The sequence below is a fragment of the Microbacterium sp. NPDC055683 genome (assembly GCF_053617895.1).
Map to the genome: position 1 here is coordinate 45,276 of NZ_JBSHGQ010000009.1, position 25,625 is coordinate 70,900.

Genomic DNA, 25,625 nt, shown 5'->3' on the forward strand with positions numbered 1-25,625 from the left:
GTCTATTTCCTTCCGGGATGCGCTCAGGAGCGCCGGGTGCCGGCGGCGAGCTCGCGCGTCTTGGCCGCGAGGCCGTCCACGCCGCCGTCGCGCAGCGCCTTGACGAGCGCCGTGCCGACGATCGCGCCGTCGGCGTACTCGACGATGCTGGCGATGTGCGCGGCGGTGGACACGCCGATGCCGACGCATGCGCGCACGGCTCCCTGCTCGCGCAGTCGGCCGACGAGCGAGCGGGCGGCCGCGTCGAGCTCGGCGCGCTCCCCCGTGATGCCCATGGTGGAGACGGTGTAGACGAAGCCCGTGGAGGCGCCGACGATGAGCCCCAGCCGCGCGTCCGACGACGTCGGCGCGGCGAGGAAGACCCGGTCGAGCCCCGTGCGCTCGGATGCCGCGATCCAGTCGGCCGCGGCGTCGGGCGTGATGTCCGGCGTGATGAGGCCGGCGCCTCCCGCGGCGAGCACGTCGTCGGCGTAGCGGTCGACGCCGTACTGCGCGACGGGGTTCCAGTACGTCATGACGACGACCGGGACGTCGGTGCGCGCGGTGATCTCCCGCAGAGCCGCGAAGAGGTGCTCGGTGCGGTAGCCCGCCGCGAGGGCGGCCGTGGTCGCCTCCTGGATGACGGGGCCGTCCATGACGGGGTCGCTGTAGGGCGGGCCGAGCTCGATGACGTCGACGCCGTTCTCGGCCAGGGCGACCGCCGCCTCGATGCTCGTGGCGAGGTCGGGATAGCCGACCGGCAGGTACCCGACGAACGCGCCCCGACCCTCGGCGTGCGCCTTCGCGATGGCGCTCTCGACCCGGCTCACGCGTCGGCTCCCTCGTCGTACAGCCCGAACCAGCGGGCGGCGGTGTCCATGTCCTTGTCGCCGCGGCCCGAGAGGCAGACGGCGAGGACGGCGTCCGGCCCGAGCTCCCGGCCGATACGGAGCGCGCCCGCGAGGGCGTGCGCCGATTCGATGGCGGGGATGATCCCCTCCGTGCGGCTCAGCAGCCGCAGCGCGTCCATCGCCTCCGCATCGGTCGCGGGGATGTACTCGGCGCGGCCGATCGAGGCGAGCCAGGAGTGCTCCGGCCCGACGCCCGGGTAGTCGAGCCCGGCCGAGATCGAGTGCGACTCGACGGTCTGCCCGTCTTCGTCCTGCAGCACGTAGGTGCGCGCGCCGTGCAGCACGCCCGGACGGCCGCGCTCGATCGACGCCGCGTGGCGCGGGGTGTCGACGCCGTCGCCGGCCGCCTCCACACCGTAGAGGCGCACGTCCTCGTCGTCGATGAAGGCGTCGAACATGCCGATCGCGTTCGAGCCGCCTCCCACGCACGCCAGGACGGCGTCGGGCAGTCGCCCCGCGCGCTCGAGCAGTTGCGCGCGCGCCTCCTCCGAGATGATCTTCTGGAAGTCGCGCACCATGGCGGGGAACGGGTGCGGTCCCGCTGCCGTGCCGAAGATGTAGTTCGTCGTGTCGACGGTCGCCACCCATTCGCGGTACGCCTCGTTGATGGCGTCCTTGAGGGTGCGCGACCCGGTCTTCACCGCGACGACCTCGGCGCCCAGCAGACGCATGCGCGCCACGTTGAGAGCCTGCCGCTCGGTGTCGACCTCCCCCATGTAGATGCGGCACTCGAGGCCGAAGAGGGCGGCGGCCGTCGCGGTGGCGACGCCGTGCTGGCCCGCGCCGGTCTCCGCGATGACGCGCGTCTTGCCGAGACGCCGCGTGAGAAGCGCCTGGCCGAGCACGTTGTTGATCTTGTGGCTGCCCGTGTGGTTGAGGTCCTCGCGCTTGAGGAAGATCCGCGCGCCGCCCGCGTGCTCGGCGAAGCGGGGCACCTCGGTCAGCGCCGAGGGGCGTCCGGCGTAGTCGACGAGGAGCCCCTGCAGCTCGGCCTGGAAGGCCGGATCGGCCATCGCCTGGGCGTGCGCGTCGGCGAGCTCGTCGATCGCGGCGATGAGGGACTCGGGCATGTAGCGCCCTCCGAACTCGCCGAAGAACGGTCCGGGCTGGTCGCGCAGGGTCATGCGGTCTCCTTCCGTGCCGGCGCGTCGCCCGCGGCGAGGAACGCGCCGAGCGTCGCGACGGGGTCGCCTGTCACGAGTGCCTCGCCGATGAGCACCGCGTCGGCGCCCGCCGCGCGGTAGTGCGCGACGTCGGCGGGCTCCAGCACGGCCGACTCCGCGATGCGCACGGCGCCGTCGGGGATGCCGTCGACGAGCCGGCCGAACAGGTCGCGGTCGAGCTCGAAGGTCGAGAGGTCGCGCGCGTTCACGCCGATGAGGCGCGCGCCGAGGCCCGCGGCCCGTGCGACCTCGTCGGCCGAGTGCGCCTCCACGAGCGGGGTCATCCCGAGCGAGACGGTGAGCGAGAAGAGCTCCTCGAGCACGTGCTGCTCGAGCGCCGCGACGATGAGGAGCACGATGTCGGCGCCGGCGGCGCGTGCCTCGACGACCTGGTAGGGCGTCGCGACGAAGTCCTTGCGGAGCACGGGGACGCCGACGCGGGCCTTGACGGCCGCGAGGTCGTCGAGGCTGCCCTTGAAGCGCCGCTGCTCGGTGAGCACGGAGATCGCGGACGCTCCCCCCTGCTCGTACAGCGCCGCCTGGTGCGCGGGATCGGGGATCGCCGCGAGATCGCCGCGCGAAGGGCTCGCCCGCTTCACCTCCGCGATGATCTTCACGCGGTCGGCGGGCCGGAGCGCCGCAAAGACGTCGAGCGCAGGCGCCTGCGCGGCGGCTGCGCTCTCGACCTCGGCGAGCGGGCGGAGCGCCCGCCGCATCTCGGCGTCTTCGACGGCCCCGGCCGTGAGGTCGGCCAGGAGCGACATCAGTGGGCCCTGGGCGCGTACTTGGGTCCGCGGACGCCGTAGCCGGCCTTCGACACGATCCAGCCCGCGATGGGGCCGAGCACGAAGAGCACGGACGAAGCCACGAGCAGCCACGGGACCCACACGAACAGCGCGACGGTGGCGATCGAGAGCGCCACGAGCATGATGAGCACGCCGGTCCAGGCGGCGGGCGAGTGTCCGTGTCCGGGGTCACCGATCGGGTTGGTCATGACGTGTCATCCTCCAAGGCTGCTGGGAACGTCGAACAGTCTATCGGGGCGGTGCGGACGCCTCGTCCGCCGCCCGGTCAGCGGGTGGGGTCGTCGCCGCGCGACAGGTCGTCCCACGAGTCGACGGCGTCGAGCGGCGCGCCGTCGTCCGCGGCGGCCCGTGTGCCGCCGCTCTCGTAGCGCCGCCCGCCGCGTCGCCAGGCGTGCGCCGTGGCGAGGGTCCACGCACCGGCGGCCGCGACGAGCAGGCCCGCCGCCACGGTGATCGCGGGCCACGGCGTGAGCGCGAGGGCCGTGACGAGCTCGGAGACGGCCTCCGCCCCCGCGATGCCGGTGTGCTCGGTGACGGGGCCGGCGGCGGCGGTCGGCGACGGGTCGGCGACGAGCGCGAGGCCCAGCCACCCGATCGCCCCTCCCACGACGAGCGCGACCGCTCCGAGCACGTAGCGCACGGCACGGCCCGCGATCGACAGGACGAGCGACAGCGCGAGCGCCGCGAGCGCGAGCGGCTGCATGACGGACACCGCTTCCGCCCCCGTCACCGGGAGCGCGGCTCCCGCGACGGTCGCCACGAGCCAGGTCTGGGTCGAGCCGATGAGCGCCGTCGCGGCGCCGATGAGCGCCGCGAGAACCGCGATCGACCGCGCCCTCGCCATCCGCCCGCTGTGCTCGGACGCCGTCATCCGACCACCGGGTGCAGGCCGCGGTCGCCCACGTCGGCCCGGTCGAGGTCGGTGTCGAAGCAGGTGCGCGTCTCGGTGTGGCAGGCGGGGCCGACCTGGTCGACGGAGACGAGCACGACGTCGCCGTCGCAGTCGAGACGCACGTCCTTGACGAGCTGCACGTGGCCGGACGTGTCGCCCTTGCGCCACAGCTCCCGGCGCGAGCGCGACCAGTAGACCACCCGCCCCGAGGTGAGGGTCTCGCGGAGCGCGTCGGCGTTCATCCACGCCAGCATGAGCACCTCGCGGGTGTCCCACTGCTGCGCGACGGCGGGCACGAGCCCGTGCGCATCGAACCGGACGCGCGCGATGCGCTCGTCCACGCTCGGAATGCTCTCCCCGGTCATCGCGTCTCGATCCCGTCTGCCTCGAGAGCGGCCTTCACGTCGCCGATCGTCATCTGGCCGGAGTGGAACACGCTCGCGGCGAGCACGGCGTCGGCGCCGGCGCGCACGGCGGGCGCGAAGTGCGAGGGCTCCCCCGCCCCGCCCGAGGCGATCACCGGCACCGTCGAGAGCCCGCGCATGAGCGCGACGAGCTCGAGATCGAATCCGGCCTTCGTGCCGTCGGCGTCGATGGAGTTGACGAGGAGCTCCCCCGCACCGCGCTCGATCGCCTCGCGCGCCCAGGCGAGCGCGTCGAGGTCGGTCTCCTTCTTGCCGCCGTGCGTGGTCACGACGAACCCCGACGGCGTGCGCTGCGAGCGCTTGACGTCGAGGGAGAGCACGAGCGCCTGCGCGCCGAACCGGTCGGCGATCTCGTCGAGCAGGCCGGGGCGCGCGATGGCGGCGGAGTTCACGCCGACCTTGTCGGCGCCGACGGCCTGCAGCCGCGAGACGTCGTCGACCGAGCGCACGCCGCCGCCGACCGTGAGCGGGATGAACACCTGCTCGGCCGTGCGCCGCACGACGTCGTAGGTCGTCGCGCGCTCATCGACCGTCGCCGTGACGTCGAGGAACGTCAGCTCGTCCGCGCCCTGGTCGAAGTACTGCCGCGCGAGTTCGACGGGATCGCCCATCTCGCGCAGGTTCTCGAAGTTCACGCCCTTGACGACGCGGCCGGCCGCGACGTCGAGACACGGGATGACGCGCGTGATGACGCCCATCAGAGACGCGCGTTGTGGATGGCCGACACGAGGATGGCGCGGGCGCCGATCGCGTACAGGTCGTCCATGACGCGGTTGACGCCCTTCCGCGGCACCATGACGCGCACGGCGACCCACTCGGGGTCGCGCAGCGGCGAGACGGTGGGCGACTCGATGCCCGAGGCGATCTCCACGGCGCGGTCGACGAGCGCGGCCGGAAGGTCGTAGTCGAGGAGCACGTACTGGCGGGCGACCATCACGCCGCGCAGGCGCCGCAGCAGGGTCTCGACGCCGGGGTGGTCGTTCGGGCCCTGGATGAGCACGGCCTCCGATTCGAGGATGACCGGGCCGAAGATGTCCAGGCCCGCCTGCCGCAGGGTCGTGCCGGTCTCGACGACGTCGGCGATCGCGTCGGCGACGCCGAGCTCGACGGCCGACTCCACCGCACCGTCCAGCGGCACCAGATCGGCGGCCACGCCGTGCGAGTCGAGGAACGAGTCGACGAGACCGGGGTACGACGTCGCGATGCGCGCGCCCTCCAGGTCGCCGACGCCCGCGAAGCGCCCGGGAGGGGCCGCGAAGCGGAAGGTGGACGTCGCGAAGCCGAGCGTCTCGATCTCCCGCGCGCGCATCCGCACGTCGAGGAGGAGGTCGCGGCCCGTGATGCCGACGTCGAGCGCGCCCGCCGAGACGTAGGTGGCGATGTCGCGCGGGCGCAGATAGAAGAACTCGACGTCGTTGGCGGCGTCGATGAGGTGCAGGGACTTGGAGTCGCGGCGGCCGGCGTAGCCGGCCTCCGCGAGCATCTCGGCGGCGGTCTCGGACAGCGATCCCTTGTTGGGAACGGCGATGCGGAGCATGGAGGGGCTTTCGATCGGGGTGTCAGACGGAGGAGCGGAGCGGCTCACAGATGTCGGTACACGTCCTCGAGGGTGAGCCCCTTCGCGAGCATGAGCACCTGCAGGTGGTAGAGCAGCTGGGAGATCTCCTCTGCCGCCTCCGCGTCGGTCTCGTACTCCGCGGCCATCCAGACCTCGGCCGCCTCCTCGACGATCTTCTTGCCGATGAAGTGGATGCCCGCGTCGAGCTCCTTCACGGTGCCCGAGCCATCGGGGCGCGTCACGGCCTTGTCGGCCAGCTCGGCGAACAGGTCGTCGAAGTTCTTCACCCTCCCAGGCTACCGGGTCGCGTGGACGTGCTCGGCGGCGAGGGCCCGCAGATCGGCGATCGCGACGTCGACATCGGGCGCGCCGAACACCGCGGAGCCCGCGACGAACGTGTCGGCGCCCGCCTCCGCCGCGCGGGAGATCGTCGTCTCCGAGATCCCGCCGTCGACCTGGAACCAGACCGCCGCGCCGACACGCCGGGCCTCGTCGGAGAGGGCGCGCAGCTTGGGCATCGTCTCGGGCATGAACGACTGCCCGCCGAAGCCGGGCTCGACCGTCATCACGAGGATCTGGTCGAATTCGTGCAGGTGCTCGTAGAGGCGCTCCGCGCCCGTCCCCGGTTTGAGCGCGACGCCGGCCCGCGCCCCGATCGCCCGCAGGCGGCGCGCGAGCCCGATGGGGTCGTGCGCGGCCTCCAGATGGAACGTGACGCTCGCGGCGCCTAGCTCCGCGTACCCCGGCGCCCAGCGGTCGGCATCCGAGATCATGAGGTGCACGTCGAGCGGGACAGGGCTCGTCTCCTGGATGCGCTGCACCATCTGCGGCCCGAACGTGAGGTTCGGCACGAAGTGGTTGTCCATGACGTCGACGTGCACGAAGTCCGCCGAGGCGATCCGCTCGAGGTCGGCCTGCATGTTGACGAAGTCGGCCGACAGGATGCTCGGATTGATGCGCGGGGCGGCGGGGAGGCTCACCCGTCCATTATCGCCGTCGCCCGCCGCTCACGCGTCCCTGCGCAGGAGCGCGAGGAACATCGCGTCCGTGCCGTGCCGGTGCGGCCACAGCTGGGCATGCCCGCCGCCCGTCTGCGGCGCGGGGAGGTCGAGCGGCGTGCGGGCGACCGACTGCAGCACCGCACGGGCGTCGAGCTCGGTCACGCGCCCGGCATGCCGTTCGAGCGCCGCGCCGACGATGGCCGAGGTCTCGGCGAGGTGCGGCGAGCACGTCACGTAGGCGACGACGCCGCCGGGGCGCAGCGCACCGATCGCGGCGTCGAGCAGCTCCGCCTGCACGTCCGCGAGCTGCGCCACATCGGACGGCCGCTTCCGCCACCGCGCCTCCGGGCGGCGGCGGAGTGCCCCGAGCCCCGTGCACGGAGCGTCCACGAGGATCCGGTCGTAGACACCGGCGCGGTCATGGGCGAGCGCCCGGCCGTCGCCCTCGTGCACGTCGACGTCGAGCGGGACCGGCGCGATCGCCCGGCGGACGAGGCCCGCGCGCGCAGGCACGAGCTCGTTCGCGTCGAGGGCGGCGCCGCCCGTCAGCGCCTCCGCCGCGAGCAGCGCCGTCTTGCCGCCCGGCCCCGCGCAGAGGTCGAGCCACCGCTCCGCGTGCGCGATCGGCGCCATCCGGCTGAGTGCGAGGGCGACGAGCTGCGAGCCCTCGTCCTGCACGCGCACGCGGCCGCCGGATGCCCGCACTGCCGGCTCCGGATCGCCGCCGCCCAGTCGGAACCCGACGGGCGAGAACGGCGTGCGCTCGCCATCCGGCTCGGCGAGGCCGGGGAGCGCCGCCATCGTGACCCCCGGAGCCGCATTGTTGGCTGCGAGGAGCGCATCGAGCTCGTCGGCGCGCCCCTCGGCCGCGAGGGCGCGCCGCAGGGCCCGGATGACCCACACGGGATGCGAGGCGGTGAGAGCGAGGCGCTCGTCGTCGGACCGCGCCGCGTCGGCCAGTCGTGCCGTCCACGTGTCCGCGTCGTCCTGTGCCACGCGCCGGAGCACCGCGTTCGCGAACCCGCTCGCACGCGCACCGGAGTCCTCACGTGCCAGCTGGACCGACTCGTTCACGGCCGCATGCGGCGCGACGCGCGTGGCCAGCAGCTGGTGCACGCCGAGCCGCAGCGCGTCGAGGACGGGAGGGTCGATCGTCTCCGTGTCGCGGTCGGCGGCCATGCGGATGATGGCGTCGTACGTGCCGAGCCGCCGCAGCGTGCCGTACGTCAGCTCGGTCGCGAGCGCGGCGTCCGCCCCGCCGATGCCCGCCCGCGCGATCTCGCGCGGGAGGAGCAGGTTGGCGTAGGCATCGGATTCGGAGACGGCGCGGAGCACGACGTAGGCGACCTGCCGCGCGAGCTGCACGGGGGCGCGCCGGGCGCCGTCGCGGCCGCTCATGCGCCGAACCGCACGGCGTCGCGCTGCCCGCGCAGCCAGTCGGCGGCGACCATGGCGCCCTTCCCCGCTGGCTGGATGCGCGTGACGAGGAGCGGCGACGTCGCGGTGCCGACGAGCATGCCCCGTTTCGCCGCGCGCGTCGCCCCGGGGGCGAGGGCGTCCTCGCCCTCGGCGCGCTCCATCGCGAGCACCTTCACGCGCGCACCGTCGAGGAGCGTGTGGGCGCCGGGCTCCGGCGTGACACCGCGGTACCGCGCATGCACCTCCGCCGCGGGCCGCGCCCAGTCGAGCAGGCCGTCGGCGAGGGCGAGCTTCGGCGCGGCCGTGGCCTCCCCGCGCTGCGGTACCGCCTCCGCGGTGCCGTCGGCGATCGCCCCGACGACGCGGACGAGCTGCGACGCGCCCGTCTCGGCGAGGAGGTCGAGCACCTCCCCCGCCGTCGCACCGTCCGGCACGGCGACGGCCTCCTGCGCGAAGACGTCGCCCGCGTCGAGCTCCGGCACGAGCCGGAACACGGCGGTGCCGAGCTCTGCGTCGCCCGCGATGAGGGCGTGCTGCACGGGTGCCGCGCCGCGCCACCGCGGGAGCAGCGAGAAGTGCAGGTTGATCCAGCCGTGCCGCGGGGTCGAGAGCAGCGGTTCGCGGACGAGCCCGCCGTACGCGACGACCACGGCGAGGTCGGCGTCGAGCGCGGAGATCCGCTCCGTCGCCTCGGCATCGAGCCGCGCGGCCTTGACGACGGCGAGGCCCAGAGCCTCCGCCGCCGCGGCGACGGGCGACGGCGTGAGCACGCGCTTGCGGCCGAGCGGCGCGTCGGGACGCGTCACGACGGCCGCGATCTCGTGGCCGGCGGCGTGGAGGGCACGCAACGACGGGACGGCCGCCTCCGGGGTGCCGGCGAACACGAGGCGGAGCGGGGGCGAGGCGGTCATCCCCTCGAGTCTAGGCGGGACGCACCGCGGGAGCCCTGTGCTCCGGTGGTCGGAGCCGCGGGTCGGGGATCCGGCGGGTCAGAGCTCGGGGTCGGGGATGTCCACGCGCACCGCGAGCGGGATCCGCGCGCTGCGACGGCGATCCTTCCCGCCTCCCCGCCCCCGTGCGCTCATCGCGGCGGAGACGACGGAGGCGCGCAGCGACCGGGTGACGGCGGCGCCCCGCGCGTAGTCGAAGCGCACGAGCGCGCGGGCGCCCGGCGCGCCGTCGCGCTCGATCGGGACGGGCCCCAGCACGGCGTCCCCGCCGAGGCCCGGCACGTCGTCGGCGAGCGAGCGCAGCGCGCGCTCGACCGCCGCGGAGTCCCCCTCGACCCGCGCGACCCTGGCCGCGGGCGGCATCCTCAGCGGGGCGCGCTCGGCGAGCTCGCCGCGCGCGTAGGTCGGCTGCGTCCAGCTCGCGAGCGCGCGCCCCACCGGGCCCGTCACCCCGACGAGGTGAACGGGCGCGCCCGGAGCGGCGAGGGCCGCGGCGTTGGACCACCACCTCAGGCACGCCTCGCCGATCCGGAGGTCGGGGGCCTGCAGCATGCGGTCGCCGTCGAGCAGCAGCACCGCGCGGTACCCCTCCGGTGCGATCGGCTCCGCGCCGCGCGTCGCGATGACGAGCGCCGGGCGGTCGTCGACCTCGCGCACGGGATGGGCGCCGTCCGCCACGACGACGCGCGCCCCCGGGAAGGCGCGGCCGAGCTCGTCGGCTGTCCGCTCGCTGCCCGATGACGACAGGCGCAGGCGGGTCGACGCGCAGTTCTGGCACGTCCACGCGTGCGCCGATCGCCCGCACCACCCGCACACGGGCGTCGCTCCGCGGGCGTGCGCGTGCAGCGGGCCGCCGCAGTGCGCGCAGCGCGTCGGCGTGCGGCAGTCGGCGCACACGAGCGAGGGGGCGTAGCCCGGGCGCGCCACCTGCACGAGCACGGGGCCGGTCTCGAGCGCCTCGCGGACGGCCCGGAAGCTCGCCGACGGGATGCGAGCCGATGTCTGCTCGTGCTCCTGCGCCGTCGCGAGCACGACGCGCGGGCTCGGGCGGCGCGCGGCGGGCGCCTCCCCGACGAAGCCGATCGAGACGAGGCGCTCGACGTCGGCCGTGCGCGTGTGCGCGGCGAACAGCAGCGCGCATCCGTCCAGGCTCTGGCGCACGAGCGCCACGTCCCGCGCGTGGGCGTACGGCGCGAGGGGCTCCTCCAGCAGCGTGTCCCCGTCATCCCAGAGGGCGACGAGCCCCGCGTCGACCACAGGAGCGTAGACGGCCGAGCGGTTGCCGATGACGACGCAGGGCGCGGCCTCGAGCGTACGGAGATAGCCCGCGTAGCGTTCGGGACCCGACTGGCCGGCGTCGTGGCGCACGACCGCAGCATCCGGGACGAGCCGCAGAAGCTGCTCCTGCAGGAGATCGAGGTCGCGGTGGTCGGGCACGGCGACGATCGCGGACCGCCCGCCTGCGAGCGTCGCCGCCGCCGCTGCGGCGAGCAGACGCGCCCACGCGGGTCGCCCCCCGTCGAGCCGCGGCGGCGCGTCCACGACGAGCCGCTCCCCCGCTCGCAGCCGCTCCTCGAGGCCGGGGAACTCCGCGAGCGCCGCGGAGGCCGCCGCGCGCTCGGCGCTGAGGACGACGGGCGTCTCGGCGCCGTCGGATGCGAGCCACGCCTTCTCGGCCCGCACCATGCGCTTCGGCACGGCGAGCCGCAGCACGTCGGCCGCCGACCCCGCCGCACGGTCGGCGACGGCGCGCGCGAGCCGGTGCAGCCGCTCCGGAAGCACGGGGGCGGGCGAGACGACCTGGTCGATCTCCGAGAGCGGGCGGTCGGCATCGTCCTCGGCATCGACCTCGACGACGAAGCCCTCGACCATCCGGCCCGCCGAGCGCAGCGGGACCTTCACGCGCACGCCCGGCGTCGCCGCGTCCGCGAGCTCGTCGGGGATGGCGTAGTCGAACAGCCGGTCGAGCTGCGGCAGCGGCGAGTCGAGCTGCACGCGCGCGATGCGGCGCGACATGCCCGACCCCTCGGTCAGAGGCCCGCGGCGCGGCGGAGCGCGTCGACGCGCGTCGTCTGCTCCCACGTGAACTCGGGGAGCTCGCGGCCGAAGTGGCCGTACGCCGCTGTCCGCGCGTAGATCGGCCGCAGCAGATCGAGGTCCTCGATGATCGCCGCCGGTCGCAGGTCGAACACCTCGCGGATGGCGGCCGTGATGACGTCGTCGGACGTCTTGCCCGTGCCGAACGTCTCGACGTAGAGCCCGACGGGGTTCGCCTTGCCGATGGCGTAGGCGACCTGCACCTCGAGCCGGTCGGCGAGCCCCGCCGCGACGGCGTTCTTCGCGACCCAGCGCATGGCGTACGCCGCGGAGCGGTCGACCTTGGAGGGGTCCTTGCCGCTGAAGGCTCCGCCGCCGTGCCGTGAGGCGCCGCCGTACGTGTCGATGATGATCTTGCGGCCCGTGAGGCCCGCGTCGCCCTTGGGGCCGCCCGTCACGAACGGGCCGGCGGGGTTGATGTAGAGCTTCACGCCGTCTGCATCGAGGCCCGTGCGCGCGAGGACCGGCGCGATGACCTTCTCGGCGATCTCCGCGTGCAGCTCCTCCTGCGTCATCTTGGGGTGGTGCTGCGTGGAGAGGACGACGGCGTCCACCGTCTTCGGCGTGAAGCCCTCGTAGCCGAGCGTCACCTGGGTCTTGCCGTCGGGGCGCAGGAACGGCAGGTCGCCGTTGCGGCGGACCTCGGTGAGCCGTTCGGCGAGGCGGTGCGCCGTCCATGCCGCCATCGGCATGAGCTCGGGCGTCTCGTTCGTCGCGAAGCCGAACATGATGCCCTGGTCTCCCGCACCGAGCGCGTCGAACCGGTCGGCCGACGAGCCGTCGCGGTGCTCGAGCGCCGTATCGACGCCGTGCGCGATGTCACTCGACTGCTCGCCCACCGACACGCTCACGCCGCACGAGTCGCCGTCGAAGCCCATCTCGCTCGAGGTGTAGCCGATGCGGTTGATGACGCTCCGCACGATCGCGGGGATCTCGACGTAGCCGTCCGTGCGGATCTCGCCCGCGACGTGCACGAGCCCCGTCGTGACGAGCGTCTCCACGGCCACGCGGCTTTCGCGGTCGACGGAGAGGAGGCCGTCGAGGATGCTGTCGGAGATCTGGTCGCAGATCTTGTCGGGATGACCCTCGGTGACGGACTCGGACGTGAACAGGCGCAGGCTCATGGCGGCTCCAGACGATGCAGCGGGCGCGGCTCTCGCCTCGCGCCCTCCAGTATGGCGAGGGCCCCCGACACGCGAGTGACGGAGGCCCTCGAGACGAGGATTCGGCTACCCGGCCGCGATCACTCCGCGGCGCGCAGGCGCAGCTTGTCCTGGTGGATCTCGTGGAGCGCGATCGTGAGCGGCTTGTCCTCCACCGACGAGTCGACGAGAGGGCCGACGTTGTCGAACAGGTTCCCCTCGTGCAGATCGGTGTAGTAGTCGTTGATCTGGCGGGCGCGCTTCGCGCCGTAGATCACGAGCTGGTACTTCGAGTCGACGCGGTCGAGAAGCTCGTCGATCGGCGGGTCGATGATGCCCTTGTTCTCGCTGCTCATAGCAGTCCTCCTGTTCAGCGGCCCATGCCGCTCGGCGAATCCGTGGCGATGGCGCGCGACGATCAGCGCGCGGGCGCCTGGATCAAGTCTACGACCTGCTGCGCGGCTTCGGCGACGTCGGCGTTCACGACGCGGAAGTCGAACTCGCCCTGAGCGGCCAGCTCGACCTTCGCGGTGCGCAGGCGCCGCGCGCGCTCCTCTGCATCCTCCGTGCCCCGACCGACGAGGCGCGCGGTGAGCTCGTCCCAGCTGGGCGGCAGGAGGAACACGAGCGTGGCCGACGGCTCGGCCTCGCGCACCTGGCGCGCGCCCTGCAGGTCGATCTCGAGCAGCACGGCCTTGCCGTCGGCGAGGGCGCGGTCGATGGGGCCGCGCGGGGTGCCGTACCGGTGGCGATTGTGGACCGTGGCCCATTCCAGCAGCTCGCCCTCCGCGATGAGGCGGTCGAACTCCGCGTCGTCGACGAAGAAGTAGTGCTCGCCGTCGACCTCGCCAGGGCGCGGGTCGCGCGTCGTCGCCGAGACCGAGAGATGGAGCTCGGGATGGTGCGCGCGGATGTGCGCCGCGACGGTACCCTTGCCCACCGCAGTGGGCCCGGCGAGCACGAGCAGCCGGCTGCGCGCGGGACGCGCCTGCGGCTCCGGCATGCGGCGGTCGAGCCACTCCTCCAGCGCACGGCGCTGGCGCGCGCCGAGGCCGCCGAGGCGCTTGACGGGCGAGATCGCGAGCTCCGCGAGGATGCGGTCGCGCTTGCCCTCCCCGATGGCGGGGAGCGCTGTGAGGAACTCGGGCACGCGCATCGTGCCCGCGGCCGACTGCGGGTCGGCCGTCGCACGGCGGAGCGCCTCCTGCGGCGTGACGACGCGGGTCGAGAGGTCGCGCTTGAGCGCGGCGCGCGCGCGGCGTGCCGCCACCGCCTTGCGGGACGCCGCTGCGCGGTCGACCTCGGGCGGCGTCGGGCGGGGGGCGATGGCGTGCTCAGGCAACGGGTCCTCCGTTCTCGTCCCCCCGGTAGGCCGCCGCCGCGGCGGCGACGGCGGCGGCGATGCCCTCTGGGCCCGCCGCCAGGATGCTGCGCGACTCCGAGGCGATGACGCACGGCGCCATCCGCCCGAACACGGCGGCGAGGTCACCCGCCTGCGCACCCTGGTAGCCGAAGCCGGGCGCGAGGATGGGCGCGGGCGGCGCGAACGGCGCGAGGCCCGCCGCGTCCCAGTCGACGGTCGCCCCGATGACGAAGCCCGTGCTGCCCCACTCGCCGGGGGCGGCGACGCGCGCGTTGCGCGCCGACACCTCGGCGACGACGGCGGCGGCGATCGTCGCATCCGCGCTGCGGCCGCGCTGGAGAGCGGCCGCCTCGGGATTGCTCGTCGCCGCGAGGACGAAGACGCCCTTGCCGTGCGCGTCGGCGAGGGAGAACGCGCCGTCGAGCGCCCCGACGCCGAGGTAGGGGCTCGCCGTGAGCGCGTCGGCTTCGAGGGGCGAGCCGGGTTCCAGCCAGGCCGCCGCATAGGCGTCCATGGTCGACCCGATGTCGCCCCGCTTGGCGTCGGCGATGACGAGGAGGCCCGCGGCGCGGGCGGACGCGATGACCTCTTCGAGCGCCGCGATCCCGCGTGAGCCGAAGCGCTCGAAGAACGACACCTGCGGCTTGACGATCCCGACGCGTCCCGCCGCGGCGTCGACGACCCGCAGGCCGAACTCCCGCGCTCCCGAGGCCGAGGCCTCGAGACCCCAGCTCTCCAGCAACGGGAGGTGCGGGTCGATGCCCACGCAGAGCGGGCCGCGCTCGTCGAGGACGGCGCGCACCCGCTCTCCGAAGGTCGTCACGACGCGCGTTCCAGGGCGTACTCCTGCAGGCTCTTCACGCGGTAGCCGCCCGCCATGGAGTCCATGGCGCTCACGGCGGCGCCGAGCACGGAGATGGTCGTGAAGAGCGCCTTGTCGGCGCCGACGGCTGCCGCGCGGATCTCGTAGCCGTCGGCACGGGCCGACATGCCGCTCGGCGTGTTCACGATGATGTCGACGCGGCCCGCGTTGATGAGGTCGACGATGTTCTCCTCGCCGCTCTCCTGCGTCGCGCTGTACTTGTTGACGACGCCCACCTCGATGCCGTTGCGGCGCAGGATCTCCGCCGTGCCCTCCGTCGCGAGGATGTCGAAGCCCAGCTGGCGCAGACGATGCGCCGGGAGGATGACGTCGCGCTTGTCGCTGTCCGCGACGGAGATGAAGACGGTCCCGCTGAGCGGGATGCCGCCGTACGCGGCCGCCTGGCTCTTCGCGAAGGCGGTCGGGAAGTCGCGGTCGATGCCCATGACCTCGCCGGTGGAGCGCATCTCGGGACCGAGCACGGAGTCGACCACGGCGCCCTCCTTCGTGCGGAAGCGCTTGAAGGGCAGCACGGCCTCCTTGACCGCGACGGGCGCGTCGAGGGCGACGCGCGATCCGTCGGCCTCGGGGAGCAGCCCCTCCGCCTTCAGCTCGGCGATCGTCGACCCCGCCATGACGCGGCTCGCCGCCTTCGCGAGCTGGATGCCGAGCGCCTTCGAGACGAACGGGACCGTGCGGCTCGCCCGGGGGTTCGCCTCGATGACGTAGAGGACGCCCGCGCTGATGGCGAACTGGACGTTGAGGAGCCCGCGCACGCCGACGCCCTGGGCGATGGCGAGGGTGGCCTCCCGCACGCGGTCGATCTCGCTGCGGCCGAGCGACATGGGCGGGAGGGTGCAGCTGGAGTCGCCGGAGTGGATGCCGGCCTCCTCGAGGTGCTCCATGATGCCGCCCACGTACAGCTGCTCGCCGTCGTACAGCGCGTCGACGTCGATCTCCACCGCGTCGTCGAGGAACCGGTCGACGAGGAGCGGCTGGCCGGGTCCGATGATCGCCTGGTCGGCGATGCGCACGAAGTAGTCGCGCAGGCTCGCCGTGTCGTACACGATCTCCATGCCGCGGCCGCCCAGCACGAAGCTGGGGCGGACGAGCACGGGGTAGCCGATCTCCTCCGCGATCGCGACGGCCCCGTCCACGTCCGTGGCGGTGCCGTTGCGCGGCGCGACGAGCCCGGCACGCTCGAGGATGCCCGCGAACAGCCCGCGCTCCTCCGCGAGATCGATGGCCGCCGGGCTCGTGCCGAGGATGGTGTAGCCCGCGTCCTCGATGCCCTTCGCGAGTCCGAGCGGCGTCTGGCCGCCGAGCTGGCAGACGACGCCGAAGAGCTCGCCCGACTGCGCCTCCGCGTGGAGCACCTCGAGCACGTCCTCGAGCGTGAGCGGCTCGAAGTACAGGCGGTCGGAGGTGTCGTAGTCGGTCGACACGGTCTCGGGGTTGCAGTTGACCATGACGGTCTCGAACCCCGCGTCGCTCAGGGCGAACGAGGCGTGCACGCACGAGTAGTCGAACTCGACGCCCTGGCCGATGCGATTGGGGCCCGACCCGATGATGACGACCTTGCGGCGCTCCGACGGCGTCACCTCGGTCTCGGCGTCGTAGCTGGAGTAGTGGTACGGCGTCGCGGCGGGGAACTCGCCCGCGCACGTGTCGACCGTCTTGAAGACCGGGCGGACGCCGAGCGCGTGGCGCTGAGCACGCACCTCGGCCTCGCTCAGACCGCGCAGCTGCGCGATCTGCGCATCCGAGAAGCCGTGCTCCTTCGCGAGGCGGATGGCCCGCTCGTCGAGAGCGGGAGCGGCCTGGATGGCGTCCGCGACCTCGTTGATGAGCACCATCTGGTCGATGAACCAGGGGTCGATCTTCGTGGACTCGAACACCTGCTCGGCCGTCGCGCCCAGGCGCAGCGCCTGCTGCACGTCGACGATGCGGCCGTCGGTGGGCGTCCGGATGCTCTCGAGCAGCTCGTCGACGGACCGGGTCTCGTCGCCCCAGTGGAAGCTCGAGCCGCGCTTCTCGACGGATCGCAGGGCCTTCTGCAGGGCCGTCGTGTAGTTGCGGCCGATCGCCATCGCCTCGCCCACCGACTTCATGGTCGTCGTGAGGGTGGGGTCGGCGGCCGGGAACTTCTCGAACGCGAAGCGGGGCACCTTGACGACGACGTAGTCGAGCGTGGGCTCGAACGACGCGGGCGTGACGCGCGTGATGTCGTTGGGCACCTCGTCGAGGCGGTAGCCGAGCGCGAGCTTGGCCGCGAGCTTCGCGATGGGGAAGCCCGTCGCCTTCGAGGCGAGCGCCGACGACCGCGAGACGCGCGGGTTCATCTCGATGACGATGATGCGGCCGTCTTCGGGGTTGATGGCGAACTGGATGTTGCAGCCGCCCGTGTCGACTCCCACCGCGCGGATGATGTCGATGCCGATGTCGCGGAGCCGCTGGTACTCGCGATCCGTCAGCGTGAGCGACGGCGCGACCGTGATCGAGTCGCCCGTGTGCACGCCGACCGGGTCGACGTTCTCGATGGAGCACACCACGACGGTGTTGTCCGCCGTGTCGCGCATGAGCTCGAGCTCGTACTCCTTCCACCCGAGGATCGACTCCTCGAGCAGCACCTCGGTCGTGGTCGACTCGTGAAGGCCCGCGCCCGCGATGCGGCGCAGCTCCTCCTCGTTGTACGCGAAGCCGGACCCGAGGCCGCCCATCGTGAACGAGGGGCGCACGACGAGGGGGTAGCCGAGCTTCTCGGCGCCTGCGAGGACCTCCTCCATGGTGTGCGCGATGTGGCTGCGCGCCACCTCCGCGCCCGCCTCGATGACGAGCTCCTTGAAGATCTGGCGGTCCTCGCCCTTGCGGATGGCGTCGGGCTTCGCGCCGATCAGCTCGACGTCGTACTTCTCGAGGATGCCGCGCTCGTGCAGGGCCATGGCCGCGTTGAGCGCCGTCTGGCCGCCCAGCGTCGGGAGGATCGCGTCCGGCTTCTCCGTGGCGATGATCGTCTCGATGACCTCGGGGGTGATCGGCTCGATGTACGTCGCGTCGGCGAAGTCGGGATCGGTCATGATCGTGGCCGGGTTCGAGTTCACGAGGATGACGCGCACGCCCTCCTCGCGGAGCACGCGGCACGCCTGGGTGCCCGAGTAGTCGAACTCGCACGCCTGGCCGATGACGATCGGGCCGGATCCGATGACGAGGACGGAGGTGATGTCGTCGCGCTTAGGCATTCGCGTCCTTCTTGCTGAGGGTGTCGGCGACCAGGTCGCGGAAGCGGTCGAAGAGGTAGTTGGCGTCGTGGGGTCCGCCTGCGGCCTCCGGGTGGTACTGCACCGAGAAGGCGGGGATGTCGAGCGCGCGCAGCCCCTCGACGACGTCGTCGTTGAGGCCCACGTGGCTGACCTCGACGCGGCCGAACCCGGCCGGGCTCTCGAACACGCCCTCGATCGGCGCCTCGACGGCGAAGCCGTGGTTGTGCGCCGTGATCTCCACGCGTCCGGTCAGCTTGTCCTTGACCGGCTGGTTGATGCCGCGGTGCCCGAACGGCAGCTTGTACGTGCCGAGGCCGAGCGCGCGACCCAGCAGCTGGTTTCCGAAGCAGATGCCGAAGAACGGCAGGCCGTCGCGCAGCACGTCCTGCAGCAGCTCGACGTGGGCGCCGCTCGCGGCGGGGTCGCCGGGGCCGTTGGAGTAGAAGACCGCGACGGGGTCGATCGCCTTCACCTCGGCGAAGGTCGCGCTCTGGGGCAGGACGTGCACCTCGAAGCCGCGGCGGGAGAGGTTCTCGACCGTCGCCTGCTTGATGCCGAGGTCGATGACGGCCACGTTCCCGATGCGCTCGCCCTGCGCGGGCGTCACGGCGGCGACGGAGACGGAGACCTCGCCGGAGAGGTTGCGACCGGACATCTCCGGCGCCTCCGCGACGATGCGCAGCTGCTCGTCCGGGTCGATGCCTGCGGCGTCCCCCGAGAAGACGCCGCCGCGCATCGAGCCCTCCGAGCGGATGCGGCGCGTCACGGCGCGCGTGTCGATGCCGCTGATGCCGACGATGCCGTCGCGCTCGAGCGCCGCGTCGAGGGGCTCGTCCGCACGCCAGTTCGACACCACGCGGCTGGGGTCGCGCACGATGTACCCGGCGACCCAGATGCGGCGGGACTCGGGGTCCTCCGCGTTGACGCCGGTGTTGCCGATGTGCGGCGCCGTCTGCAGGACGATCTGTCCGGCGTACGACGGGTCGGTGAGGGTCTCCTGGTAGCCGGTCATGCCGGTCGAGAAGACCACCTCGCCGAGCGTGGTGCCGCGGGCCCCGTACGCGTAGCCCGCGTACCGGGTGCCGTCTTCGAGGACGAGGACCGCGGGGTCGCGGTCGAGGAGAGAGGTCATCGGGTGGCTCCTGTGGGGGTGGATGGTGCGCGCAGGTCCTCGATCGCCGCCACGAGGGCGTCGGGATCGCCTCCCTGCAGGCGCACGTAGGAATCGCAGATCGTGCCGTCGGACGCGTGCCAGGCGATCACGACGAGGCCGTCCTTCTCGACGGCCCGGTCGATCGTCCAGGTCGCGCGCCCCGCGCCGGCGAGCTCGGCGGCGCGGAGGAAGACGGCCGGCTCGCCCGCGAGGGCGAGGGCCACGCCGGCGTCCGTCACGGTGACGGACGCGCGGGCGCGGAAGGCCAGGGGGCGCAGGGCGAGGCGCTCGAGCGGGTGGTCGTGCCGCGTCGTGGCGACGTACAGCACGTCGAACACGGCCGTCTCGCGCCCCTCCGAGGGGCGCATGGGGGCCGTCAGCGCCGCGTCCCTGCGCGTTCGTCGTCGCCATCCCCACGCCATCCCGCCGAGCGCGAGCACGGCGAGGCCGACGGCGACGAGCAGGCCGGGGAGGTACGCGCTCATGCGCCGACCCCCTCGACGAGCACGCCGTCCGCGAGCGTCGGCGCGCCCCGGTGGATGGTCCACAGCACGCGACCGGGAAGCTCCCGTCCGAGGTAGGGCGAGTTGACGCTCCGGCCGCGCAGATCGTCGTGCGTGAAGGGCGCCGAAGGGCGCGGGTCGTAGAGCGTCAGCTCCGCGGGCTGTCCGGCCGCGACGGGCGTGCCGTGGCCGGCGAGGCGGCCGATGCGCGCCGGCGCGGCGGAGAGCACGCGGGCGATGTCGGACCATCCCAGCAGACCCGTCTCGACCATGGCCTCGTGCACGACGCGCAGGGCGCTCTCGAGGCCGACCATCCCGTTGGCGGCCGCCGCCCACTCGCACGTCTTGTTCTCGGACGGGTGCGGCGCGTGATCGGTCGCGACGATGTCGATCGTGCCGTCGGCGAGGCCCTCCCGCACGGCGAGGACGTCCTCCTCGCGGCGCAGCGGCGGGTTGACCTTGTAGCGCGCGTCGTACCCTCGCACGAGCTCGTCGGTGAGGAGCAGATGGTGGGGGGTGACCTCGGCCGTGACGTCGATGCCGCGCTTCTTCGCCCACCGGATGATGTCGACCGATCCCGCCGTCGACAGGTGGCAGACGTGCAGGCGCGAGCCGACGTGCTCGGCGAGGAGCACGTCGCGCGCGATGATCGACTCCTCCGCGACGGCCGGCCACCCCGCGAGGCCGAGCTCGGCCGACACGACGCCCTCGTTCATCTGGGCGCCCTCCGTGAGCCGCGGATCCTGCGCGTGCTGCGCGACCACGCCGTCGAAGGCCTTCACGTACTCGAGCGCGCGACGCATGATGAGCGGATCCCACACGCAGAAGCCGTCGTCGCTGAAGACGCGCACGCGCGCCCGGGAGTCGGCCATCGCGCCGAGCTCGGCGAGCCGCTCGCCCTTCTGGCCGACGGTGACGGCGCCGATCGGCTGCACCGTGGCGTACCCGGCCGCCTCTCCGAGCGCGAGCTCCTGCTCGACGACGCCCGCGACATCCGCGACGGGCGAGGTGTTCGGCATCGCGAACACCGCCGTGAAGCCGCCCGCCGCCGCGGCACGCGTTCCCGTGAGGATGGTCTCGCTCGCCTCGTAGCCCGGCTCCCGCAGGTGCGTGTGCAGGTCGACGAGGCCCGGCAGGGCGATGAGCCCGTCGGCGTCGATCCGCCGCGCGCCGGCGCGGCCGAGGCCCGAGCCGACCTCCGCGATGCGGCCGTCCTCGACGAGGATGTCGGCTGTCGCGCCGCCCTCGATCGCGGCCCCCTGGATGAGGAGCACCTCGCTCATCGCTCCTCCTCGTTCGTCCGCTCCCCTGCGAGCAGCAGGTAGAGCACGGCCATCCGCACCGAGACACCGGCCCTCACCTGCTCGAGCACGGTGGCCCGGGGGGAGTCGGCGGCGGCGGCGGAGATCTCCAGCCCCCGGTTCATGGGTCCGGGGTGCATGACAATCGTATCGTCGGGAAGCGCCGCGAGGCGCACGGGGTCGAGGCCCCACCGGCGCGAATACTCCCGCTCGGACGGGAAATAGGCGGCGTTCATGCGCTCGAGCTGGATGCGGAGCATCATGAGCGCGTCGGGAGCGTCGGCGATCGCCGCGTCGAGGTCGTACCGCACCGACACGGGCCATGCCGAGACGTCCTGCGGCAGCAGGGTGGGCGGCGCCACGAGAGTCACCTCCGCGCCGAGCGTGTGGAGGAGCCACACGTTCGACCGCGCGACGCGCGAGTGCAGGATGTCGCCGACGATCGCGACGCGGTAGCCCGCGAGATCGCGCCCGCGGCTGTCGTCGCCGTGCCGGCGCTTGCGCATCGTGAACGCGTCGAGCAGCGCCTGCGTGGGGTGCTCGTGCGTGCCGTCGCCCGCGTTGACGACGCCGGCCGAGATCCATCCGCTCGTCGCGAGCGTGCGCGGAGCCCCCGATGCGCCGTGCCGGATGACGACGGCGTCCGCCCCCATGGCCTGCAGCGTCTGGGCGGTGTCCTGCAGGCTCTCGCCCTTCGAGACGCTCGAGCCCTTGGCGGAGAAGTTGATGACGTCGGCGGAGAGGCGCTTCGCCGCGGCCTCGAACGAGATGCGGGTGCGCGTGGAGTCCTCGAAGAAGAGGTTGACGACGGTCTTGCCCCGCAGCGTCGGGAGCTTCTTGACCTCGCGCTCCTGCGTCCCGGCCATGTCCTCCGCGACGTCGAGGATCCGCAGCGCGTCGGCGCGCGACAGCGTGCGGGTGTCGAGCAGGTGACGCATCACTCCGCCCCCTCGATCGAGACGCGCTCATCGCCGTCGATCTCGGCGAGGCGCACGTTGACCCGCTCCGAGCGCGCCGACGGCAGGTTCTTGCCGACGAAGTCGGGGCGGATCGGGAGCTCCCTGTGCCCGCGGTCGACGAGGATGGCCAGGCGCACGGCGGCAGGGCGGCCGATGTCGCCGAGCGCGTCGAGCGCGGCGCGGATGCTGCGACCGGAGAAGAGCACGTCATCGACGAGCACGACGGTGCGCCCGTCGATGCCGCCCGCGGGGATGTCGGTGGGGCGCGGCGTCCGCGTGGGGTGCTGCGCGAGGTCGTCGCGGTACATCGTGACGTCGAGGGCGCCGACCGGCACGGGGGCGCCGCCGAAGCGCTCGACGAGCGCCGCGAGACGGCGGGCGAGGGTGACACCCCTGGTCGGGATGCCGAGGAGCACGAGCCCGTCGGGGCCCTTGTTCGACTCGAGGATCTCGTGCGCGATGCGGGTGAGCGCACGTGCGATGTCAGCGTCGTGAAGCACGGTTCTCGTGCTCATGCGCCGCTCCCTTCTCCGCCTCACAGGACGGGGTTAAAGGTGCCGGTGCAGCCAGTCTAGCCGAGGCGGGGCGCTCAGTCCTCGAGCAGCCCGCGGATGTCGTCGGCCGTGAGCGCCTGCGAGAACAGCGCGTCGTCGTCCATGACGGCCTTGAACAGGCGCGCCTTGCGCTCCTGCAGCGCCATGACCTTCTCCTCGATGGTGTCGGCGGCGATCATGCGGTACACCATGACGGTCTTCGTCTGGCCGATCCGGTGCGCGCGGTCGACGGCCTGCGCTTCGGCCGCGGGGTTCCACCACGGGTCGAGCAGGTAGACGTAGTCGGCCTCCGTGAGCGTGAGGCCGAACCCGCCCGCCTTGAGGCTGATGAGGAAGACGGGGGCGTCGCCGGTGCGGAAGTCGGCGACGACTCCCGCGCGGTCGCGCGTCGACCCGTCGAGGTGCGCGTGCGCGATCCCCTCGCGTGTGAGCCGCTCCGACACGAGGTCCAGGTACGACGTGAACTGGCTGAAGACGAGCGTGCGGTGTCCCTCGGCCGTCACCTCGGAGAGCTGCTCCACGAGCGCATCGAGCTTGCTCGAGGAGATGTGGGCGTGCGCCGGGTCGACGAGCTCGGGCGCGAGGCTGAGCAGGCGCAGCAGCGTCAGCGAGCGGAACACGATGAAGCGGTTCCGGTCGAGGTCGTGCAGGAGCCCGAGCACCTTCTGGCGCTCGCGCTGCAGCACGGTGTCGTAGACGGCGCGGTGCTCAGGGCTCAGCTCGACGTGGAGCCGCTGCTCCTGCTTGGGCGGCAGATCGGCCGCGACGAGCTCCTTCGTGCGGCGGAGCATGAGGGGGCGGATGCGCCGGCGCAGGCGCGCCAGCCTGCGCTCGCGGTAGTCCGACCCCTCCTGGTCCTCCGGGACCTTGCCCTTCTCGATGGGGCCGACGTACTCCTCGCGGAACCGCCGGGCCGAGGGGAAGAGGCCGGGCGCGGCGAGGGAGAGGAGCGCCCACAGCTCGGTCAGACCGTTCTCCAACGGCGTCCCGGTGACGGCGAAGGTGACGTCGGCGCGCAGCTCGCGCGCGGCGCGGTGCACGTTGGTCTGCGGATTCTTGGCGAACTGCGCCTCGTCGAGGATGAGCCCCGCCCACTCCACGGACGCGTACTCGTCGTCGTCGAGGCGCAGGAGGGCGTACGAGGTCACGACGACGTCGGCGTCGGCCGCCACGTCGGCGAGCGAGCCGGAGCGCTTCGTGCGCGTCGCATCGATGCGTCGCACGCGCAGCGACGGGGCGAAGCGCGCCGCTTCGTCCGCCCACGTCGCCGTGACGGACGTCGGCGCGACGACGAGGAAGGGGCGGTCCTCGCCCTGCTCGCGCGTGTGCAGCATGAGCGCGAGCATCTGGACCGTCTTGCCGAGGCCCATGTCGTCGGCGAGGATGCCCCCGAGCCGGTGCCGCCACAGGAAGGCGAGCCAGTCGAGTCCGGTCTGCTGGTACGGCCGCAGCTCGGCGCGGAGGCCGGCGGGGGCCGGCGTCGGCTCGATGCGGTCGATGTCGCGCAGACCCTCGGCCGTGGTGCGCCAGCTGACGGCGGGGACCGCCTCGTCGGCGAGGTCCTCGAAGTCGGCCCACAGCGCCGTCTGGTAGCGGCTGATGCGCGGTCCCGACTCCCATTCCGAGAGCGTCGCCGCCTCGTCCACGAGGTCGCGCAGCCGCTGGAGCGCGGGATGGTCGAGCGAGAAGTACCCGCCGTCGGCGAGCAGCATCTTCTTGCGGCGCTGGCTGATCGCCGTGAAGAGCGGAGCGAACGGGATGCTGCGGCCGTCGATCGAGACGACGACGCCGAGGTCGAACCAGTCGGCGTCGGTGCTCTCGACCGTCGAGACGGAGATCTCGGGTGCCCCCTCCAGCTCGCGGTAGCGCCGCCTCTCCCCCGTCGTCTCCACGACGACTCCCGCCGCTTCGAGGGCGGGCAGGACGGCGTAGGAGAACTCGGCGGCGTCGACGTCGCGCAGCTCGCCAGAGGGCGCGTAGGGCAGGTCGCCGGCGGCGTCCCATGCGCGCGCCACGGCCTCCGCCTGGGCGGCCTCGGTCGTCTCGTCGCGATCCGGATCGGCCGCGGCCGCACCGGGGGTCCCGTCGAAGCGATGCCGTCCGAGGCCGGGGTAGTCCCATGACAGCACGTACGTCGTGCGGTCCCCCGGATGGAACGCCACCGCGATGTGCGCACGGGGCTCCGGTGTCTCCGGCAGCTCGATCCCCGCCGAGGCGCGGACGCCCGCGCGGCGGGCGATGACCGGCACGGCCTCCGCGACGAACTCGTCCGCCTCGCGGGCGGGAACGGCGACCTCCCCGCCCGCGGACAGGAGCGCGTGGACGGGCTCTCCCAGGGCGACCGGCGCGAGATCGAGCGTGATGCGGCCGTACTCGAGGCCCACGGCGTACACGCCCGTGCGGGCCACGGGCCGCACGGTGCGGGGATCGACGGGGGCGCCGGCGATCTCGACCTCCGCGCGCACGCGCAGCCCGCCGTCCTCCCGGCGGTCGATGCCGACGCGGGCCTCGGCGTGCGGAGCGAGGCGCACCTCCAGGAGCTTCTGCGTCGGGACGAGGGGGATGCCGAGCGCGTCAGCGGCCCGCAGATGCGGCCAGAGCAGGGCCGACGAGACGGTGTCGAGCGTGAGCCATTCCGCACCGTCGCCGTAGGCGTCCATCCGGAACACGTCGCGCGCGATGCTGTAGAGCTCGGCGAACCACCGCGTCTGCGATCGAGGGAACCGGCTGCCGGGCCGACGGACCGCGTCCCACGTGACGTCGCCCTTGATCCAGGCGTCGGAGCGGTCGCTGCGCAGGAGCGGCCGGAGGCCCACGAAGAGCTCCGCCGTGTCGCCCGTGGCGATCTGCCGCGGTGTCGCGGCCGACGCCTTGCGCGGCTGCCACGCGCTCTGCCCGCGGGCGGCGCGCTGCCGGAGCTCGACGCCGAGCGCGAGCGGCGCCGTCCCCGTCGCGAGCGGCGCCTCCGGCGCCGCGAGGAGCGCGCGCCACGACGACGCGGCGACCGCCGGATGGCCGTCGGCCTCGGCGTTGCGGTGCTGCGCGTTCGCGGCGAGGAGCGCCGCGACGACGTGCTTGCACCGGCTGCCGACGGGGCACGAGCACTGGCTCGCGATGACGCTCGCGCCGCGGGGATCGACGCGGATGCGCTGGCTGTACGCGCGCGCGACGGAGCCCGCCACGCGCGCGTTGAGCGTCACGCCGTCGGTCATCCAGCGGGCGTGCTCGACGGCGCCCTCCTGGAAGTACGCCACGCCGCGCTCGTACGATGCGCCCTCCGCCATCCGTCGGATGGCGTCGGGGTCGACGTACGGCGCGGCCACGCGG

General features: G+C 73.3%; 24 protein-coding genes. All 24 read right to left on the reverse strand.

The window, feature by feature from the left end; genetic code table 11:
* Positions 1–23: 23 nt before the first annotated feature.
* Entirely contained in the window at positions 24–809 is a 786-nt protein-coding gene (trpA, locus tag ACWGPF_RS05715) for a tryptophan synthase subunit alpha (protein WP_452331904.1), read from the reverse strand.
* On the reverse strand, positions 806–2,014 hold the full coding sequence (gene trpB, locus ACWGPF_RS05720) for a tryptophan synthase subunit beta (RefSeq protein ID WP_452331905.1): 1,209 nt from the start codon (positions 2,012–2,014) through the stop codon (positions 806–808). The genes trpA and trpB overlap by 4 nt, the downstream gene beginning before the upstream one ends.
* Positions 2,011–2,817 carry an indole-3-glycerol phosphate synthase TrpC gene (gene trpC, locus ACWGPF_RS05725; RefSeq protein ID WP_452331906.1) on the reverse strand — a complete coding sequence of 269 codons (807 nt, stop codon included), beginning with the start codon at positions 2,815–2,817 and terminating at the stop codon, positions 2,011–2,013. Before trpC ends, trpB begins: the two co-directional genes overlap by 4 nt.
* Positions 2,817–3,047 carry a DUF6704 family protein gene (locus ACWGPF_RS05730; RefSeq protein ID WP_345435506.1) on the reverse strand — a complete coding sequence of 77 codons (231 nt, stop codon included), beginning with the start codon at positions 3,045–3,047 and terminating at the stop codon, positions 2,817–2,819. Before ACWGPF_RS05730 ends, trpC begins: the two co-directional genes overlap by 1 nt.
* A 77-nt stretch (positions 3,048–3,124) precedes the next feature.
* On the reverse strand, positions 3,125–3,730 hold the full coding sequence (locus tag ACWGPF_RS05735; protein ID WP_452331907.1) for a Trp biosynthesis-associated membrane protein: 606 nt from the start codon (positions 3,728–3,730) through the stop codon (positions 3,125–3,127).
* On the reverse strand, positions 3,727–4,116 hold the full coding sequence (gene hisI, locus ACWGPF_RS05740; RefSeq protein WP_452331908.1) for a phosphoribosyl-AMP cyclohydrolase: 390 nt from the start codon (positions 4,114–4,116) through the stop codon (positions 3,727–3,729). Before hisI ends, ACWGPF_RS05735 begins: the two co-directional genes overlap by 4 nt.
* Positions 4,113–4,874 carry an imidazole glycerol phosphate synthase subunit HisF gene (gene hisF / locus ACWGPF_RS05745; protein WP_452331909.1) on the reverse strand — a complete coding sequence of 254 codons (762 nt, stop codon included), beginning with the start codon at positions 4,872–4,874 and terminating at the stop codon, positions 4,113–4,115. The genes hisI and hisF overlap by 4 nt, the downstream gene beginning before the upstream one ends.
* Positions 4,874–5,713 carry an ATP phosphoribosyltransferase gene (gene hisG, locus ACWGPF_RS05750; protein WP_452331910.1) on the reverse strand — a complete coding sequence of 280 codons (840 nt, stop codon included), beginning with the start codon at positions 5,711–5,713 and terminating at the stop codon, positions 4,874–4,876. The genes hisF and hisG overlap by 1 nt, the downstream gene beginning before the upstream one ends.
* A gap of 44 nt (positions 5,714–5,757) precedes the next feature.
* A complete protein-coding gene (locus ACWGPF_RS05755; protein WP_452331911.1) occupies positions 5,758–6,021 on the reverse strand; it encodes a phosphoribosyl-ATP diphosphatase in 264 nt (87 codons plus the stop codon).
* Between the two features lie 9 nt (positions 6,022–6,030).
* Complete coding sequence (gene rpe, locus ACWGPF_RS05760; RefSeq protein ID WP_452331912.1) at positions 6,031–6,714, reverse strand: ribulose-phosphate 3-epimerase; 684 nt, start codon at positions 6,712–6,714, stop codon at positions 6,031–6,033.
* A 27-nt stretch (positions 6,715–6,741) separates the two neighbouring features.
* Positions 6,742–8,133, reverse strand: coding sequence for an RsmB/NOP family class I SAM-dependent RNA methyltransferase (locus ACWGPF_RS05765; protein WP_452331913.1), 1,392 nt, complete (start codon positions 8,131–8,133; stop codon positions 6,742–6,744).
* Positions 8,130–9,065 carry a methionyl-tRNA formyltransferase gene (gene fmt, locus ACWGPF_RS05770; RefSeq protein ID WP_452331914.1) on the reverse strand — a complete coding sequence of 312 codons (936 nt, stop codon included), beginning with the start codon at positions 9,063–9,065 and terminating at the stop codon, positions 8,130–8,132. Before fmt ends, ACWGPF_RS05765 begins: the two co-directional genes overlap by 4 nt.
* Positions 9,066–9,143: 78 nt before the next feature.
* On the reverse strand, positions 9,144–11,120 hold the full coding sequence (locus ACWGPF_RS05775) for a primosomal protein N' family DNA-binding protein (protein WP_452331915.1): 1,977 nt from the start codon (positions 11,118–11,120) through the stop codon (positions 9,144–9,146).
* 14 nt (positions 11,121–11,134) lie between these two features.
* Complete coding sequence (gene metK / locus ACWGPF_RS05780; protein WP_452331916.1) at positions 11,135–12,325, reverse strand: methionine adenosyltransferase; 1,191 nt, start codon at positions 12,323–12,325, stop codon at positions 11,135–11,137.
* Positions 12,326–12,444: 119 nt separating this feature from the next.
* The gene (gene rpoZ / locus ACWGPF_RS05785) at positions 12,445–12,699 is read right to left on the reverse strand and encodes a DNA-directed RNA polymerase subunit omega (RefSeq protein ID WP_345435484.1); all 255 of its coding nucleotides are present in this window, start codon (positions 12,697–12,699) and stop codon (positions 12,445–12,447) included.
* 62 nt (positions 12,700–12,761) lie between these two features.
* On the reverse strand, positions 12,762–13,670 hold the full coding sequence (gene gmk / locus ACWGPF_RS05790; RefSeq protein ID WP_452331946.1) for a guanylate kinase: 909 nt from the start codon (positions 13,668–13,670) through the stop codon (positions 12,762–12,764).
* A gap of 7 nt (positions 13,671–13,677) precedes the next feature.
* On the reverse strand, positions 13,678–14,529 hold the full coding sequence (gene pyrF / locus ACWGPF_RS05795; protein WP_452331917.1) for an orotidine-5'-phosphate decarboxylase: 852 nt from the start codon (positions 14,527–14,529) through the stop codon (positions 13,678–13,680).
* On the reverse strand, positions 14,526–17,807 hold the full coding sequence (gene carB / locus ACWGPF_RS05800; protein WP_452331918.1) for a carbamoyl-phosphate synthase large subunit: 3,282 nt from the start codon (positions 17,805–17,807) through the stop codon (positions 14,526–14,528). Before carB ends, pyrF begins: the two co-directional genes overlap by 4 nt.
* Positions 17,800–18,960, reverse strand: coding sequence for a glutamine-hydrolyzing carbamoyl-phosphate synthase small subunit (gene carA, locus ACWGPF_RS05805; protein WP_452331919.1), 1,161 nt, complete (start codon positions 18,958–18,960; stop codon positions 17,800–17,802). Before carA ends, carB begins: the two co-directional genes overlap by 8 nt.
* A complete protein-coding gene (locus ACWGPF_RS05810; RefSeq protein WP_345435476.1) occupies positions 18,957–19,466 on the reverse strand; it encodes a PH-like domain-containing protein in 510 nt (169 codons plus the stop codon). The genes carA and ACWGPF_RS05810 overlap by 4 nt, the downstream gene beginning before the upstream one ends.
* Positions 19,463–20,767, reverse strand: coding sequence for a dihydroorotase (locus ACWGPF_RS05815; protein WP_452331920.1), 1,305 nt, complete (start codon positions 20,765–20,767; stop codon positions 19,463–19,465). Before ACWGPF_RS05815 ends, ACWGPF_RS05810 begins: the two co-directional genes overlap by 4 nt.
* Entirely contained in the window at positions 20,764–21,723 is a 960-nt protein-coding gene (locus ACWGPF_RS05820) for an aspartate carbamoyltransferase catalytic subunit (RefSeq protein WP_452331921.1), read from the reverse strand. The genes ACWGPF_RS05815 and ACWGPF_RS05820 overlap by 4 nt, the downstream gene beginning before the upstream one ends.
* On the reverse strand, positions 21,723–22,259 hold the full coding sequence (pyrR, locus tag ACWGPF_RS05825; RefSeq protein ID WP_452331922.1) for a bifunctional pyr operon transcriptional regulator/uracil phosphoribosyltransferase PyrR: 537 nt from the start codon (positions 22,257–22,259) through the stop codon (positions 21,723–21,725). Before pyrR ends, ACWGPF_RS05820 begins: the two co-directional genes overlap by 1 nt.
* A 74-nt stretch (positions 22,260–22,333) precedes the next feature.
* Positions 22,334–25,621, reverse strand: a complete 3,288-nt coding sequence (locus tag ACWGPF_RS05830) for a DEAD/DEAH box helicase (RefSeq protein ID WP_452331923.1) — start codon at positions 25,619–25,621, stop codon at positions 22,334–22,336.
* Positions 25,622–25,625 lie beyond the last annotated feature (4 nt).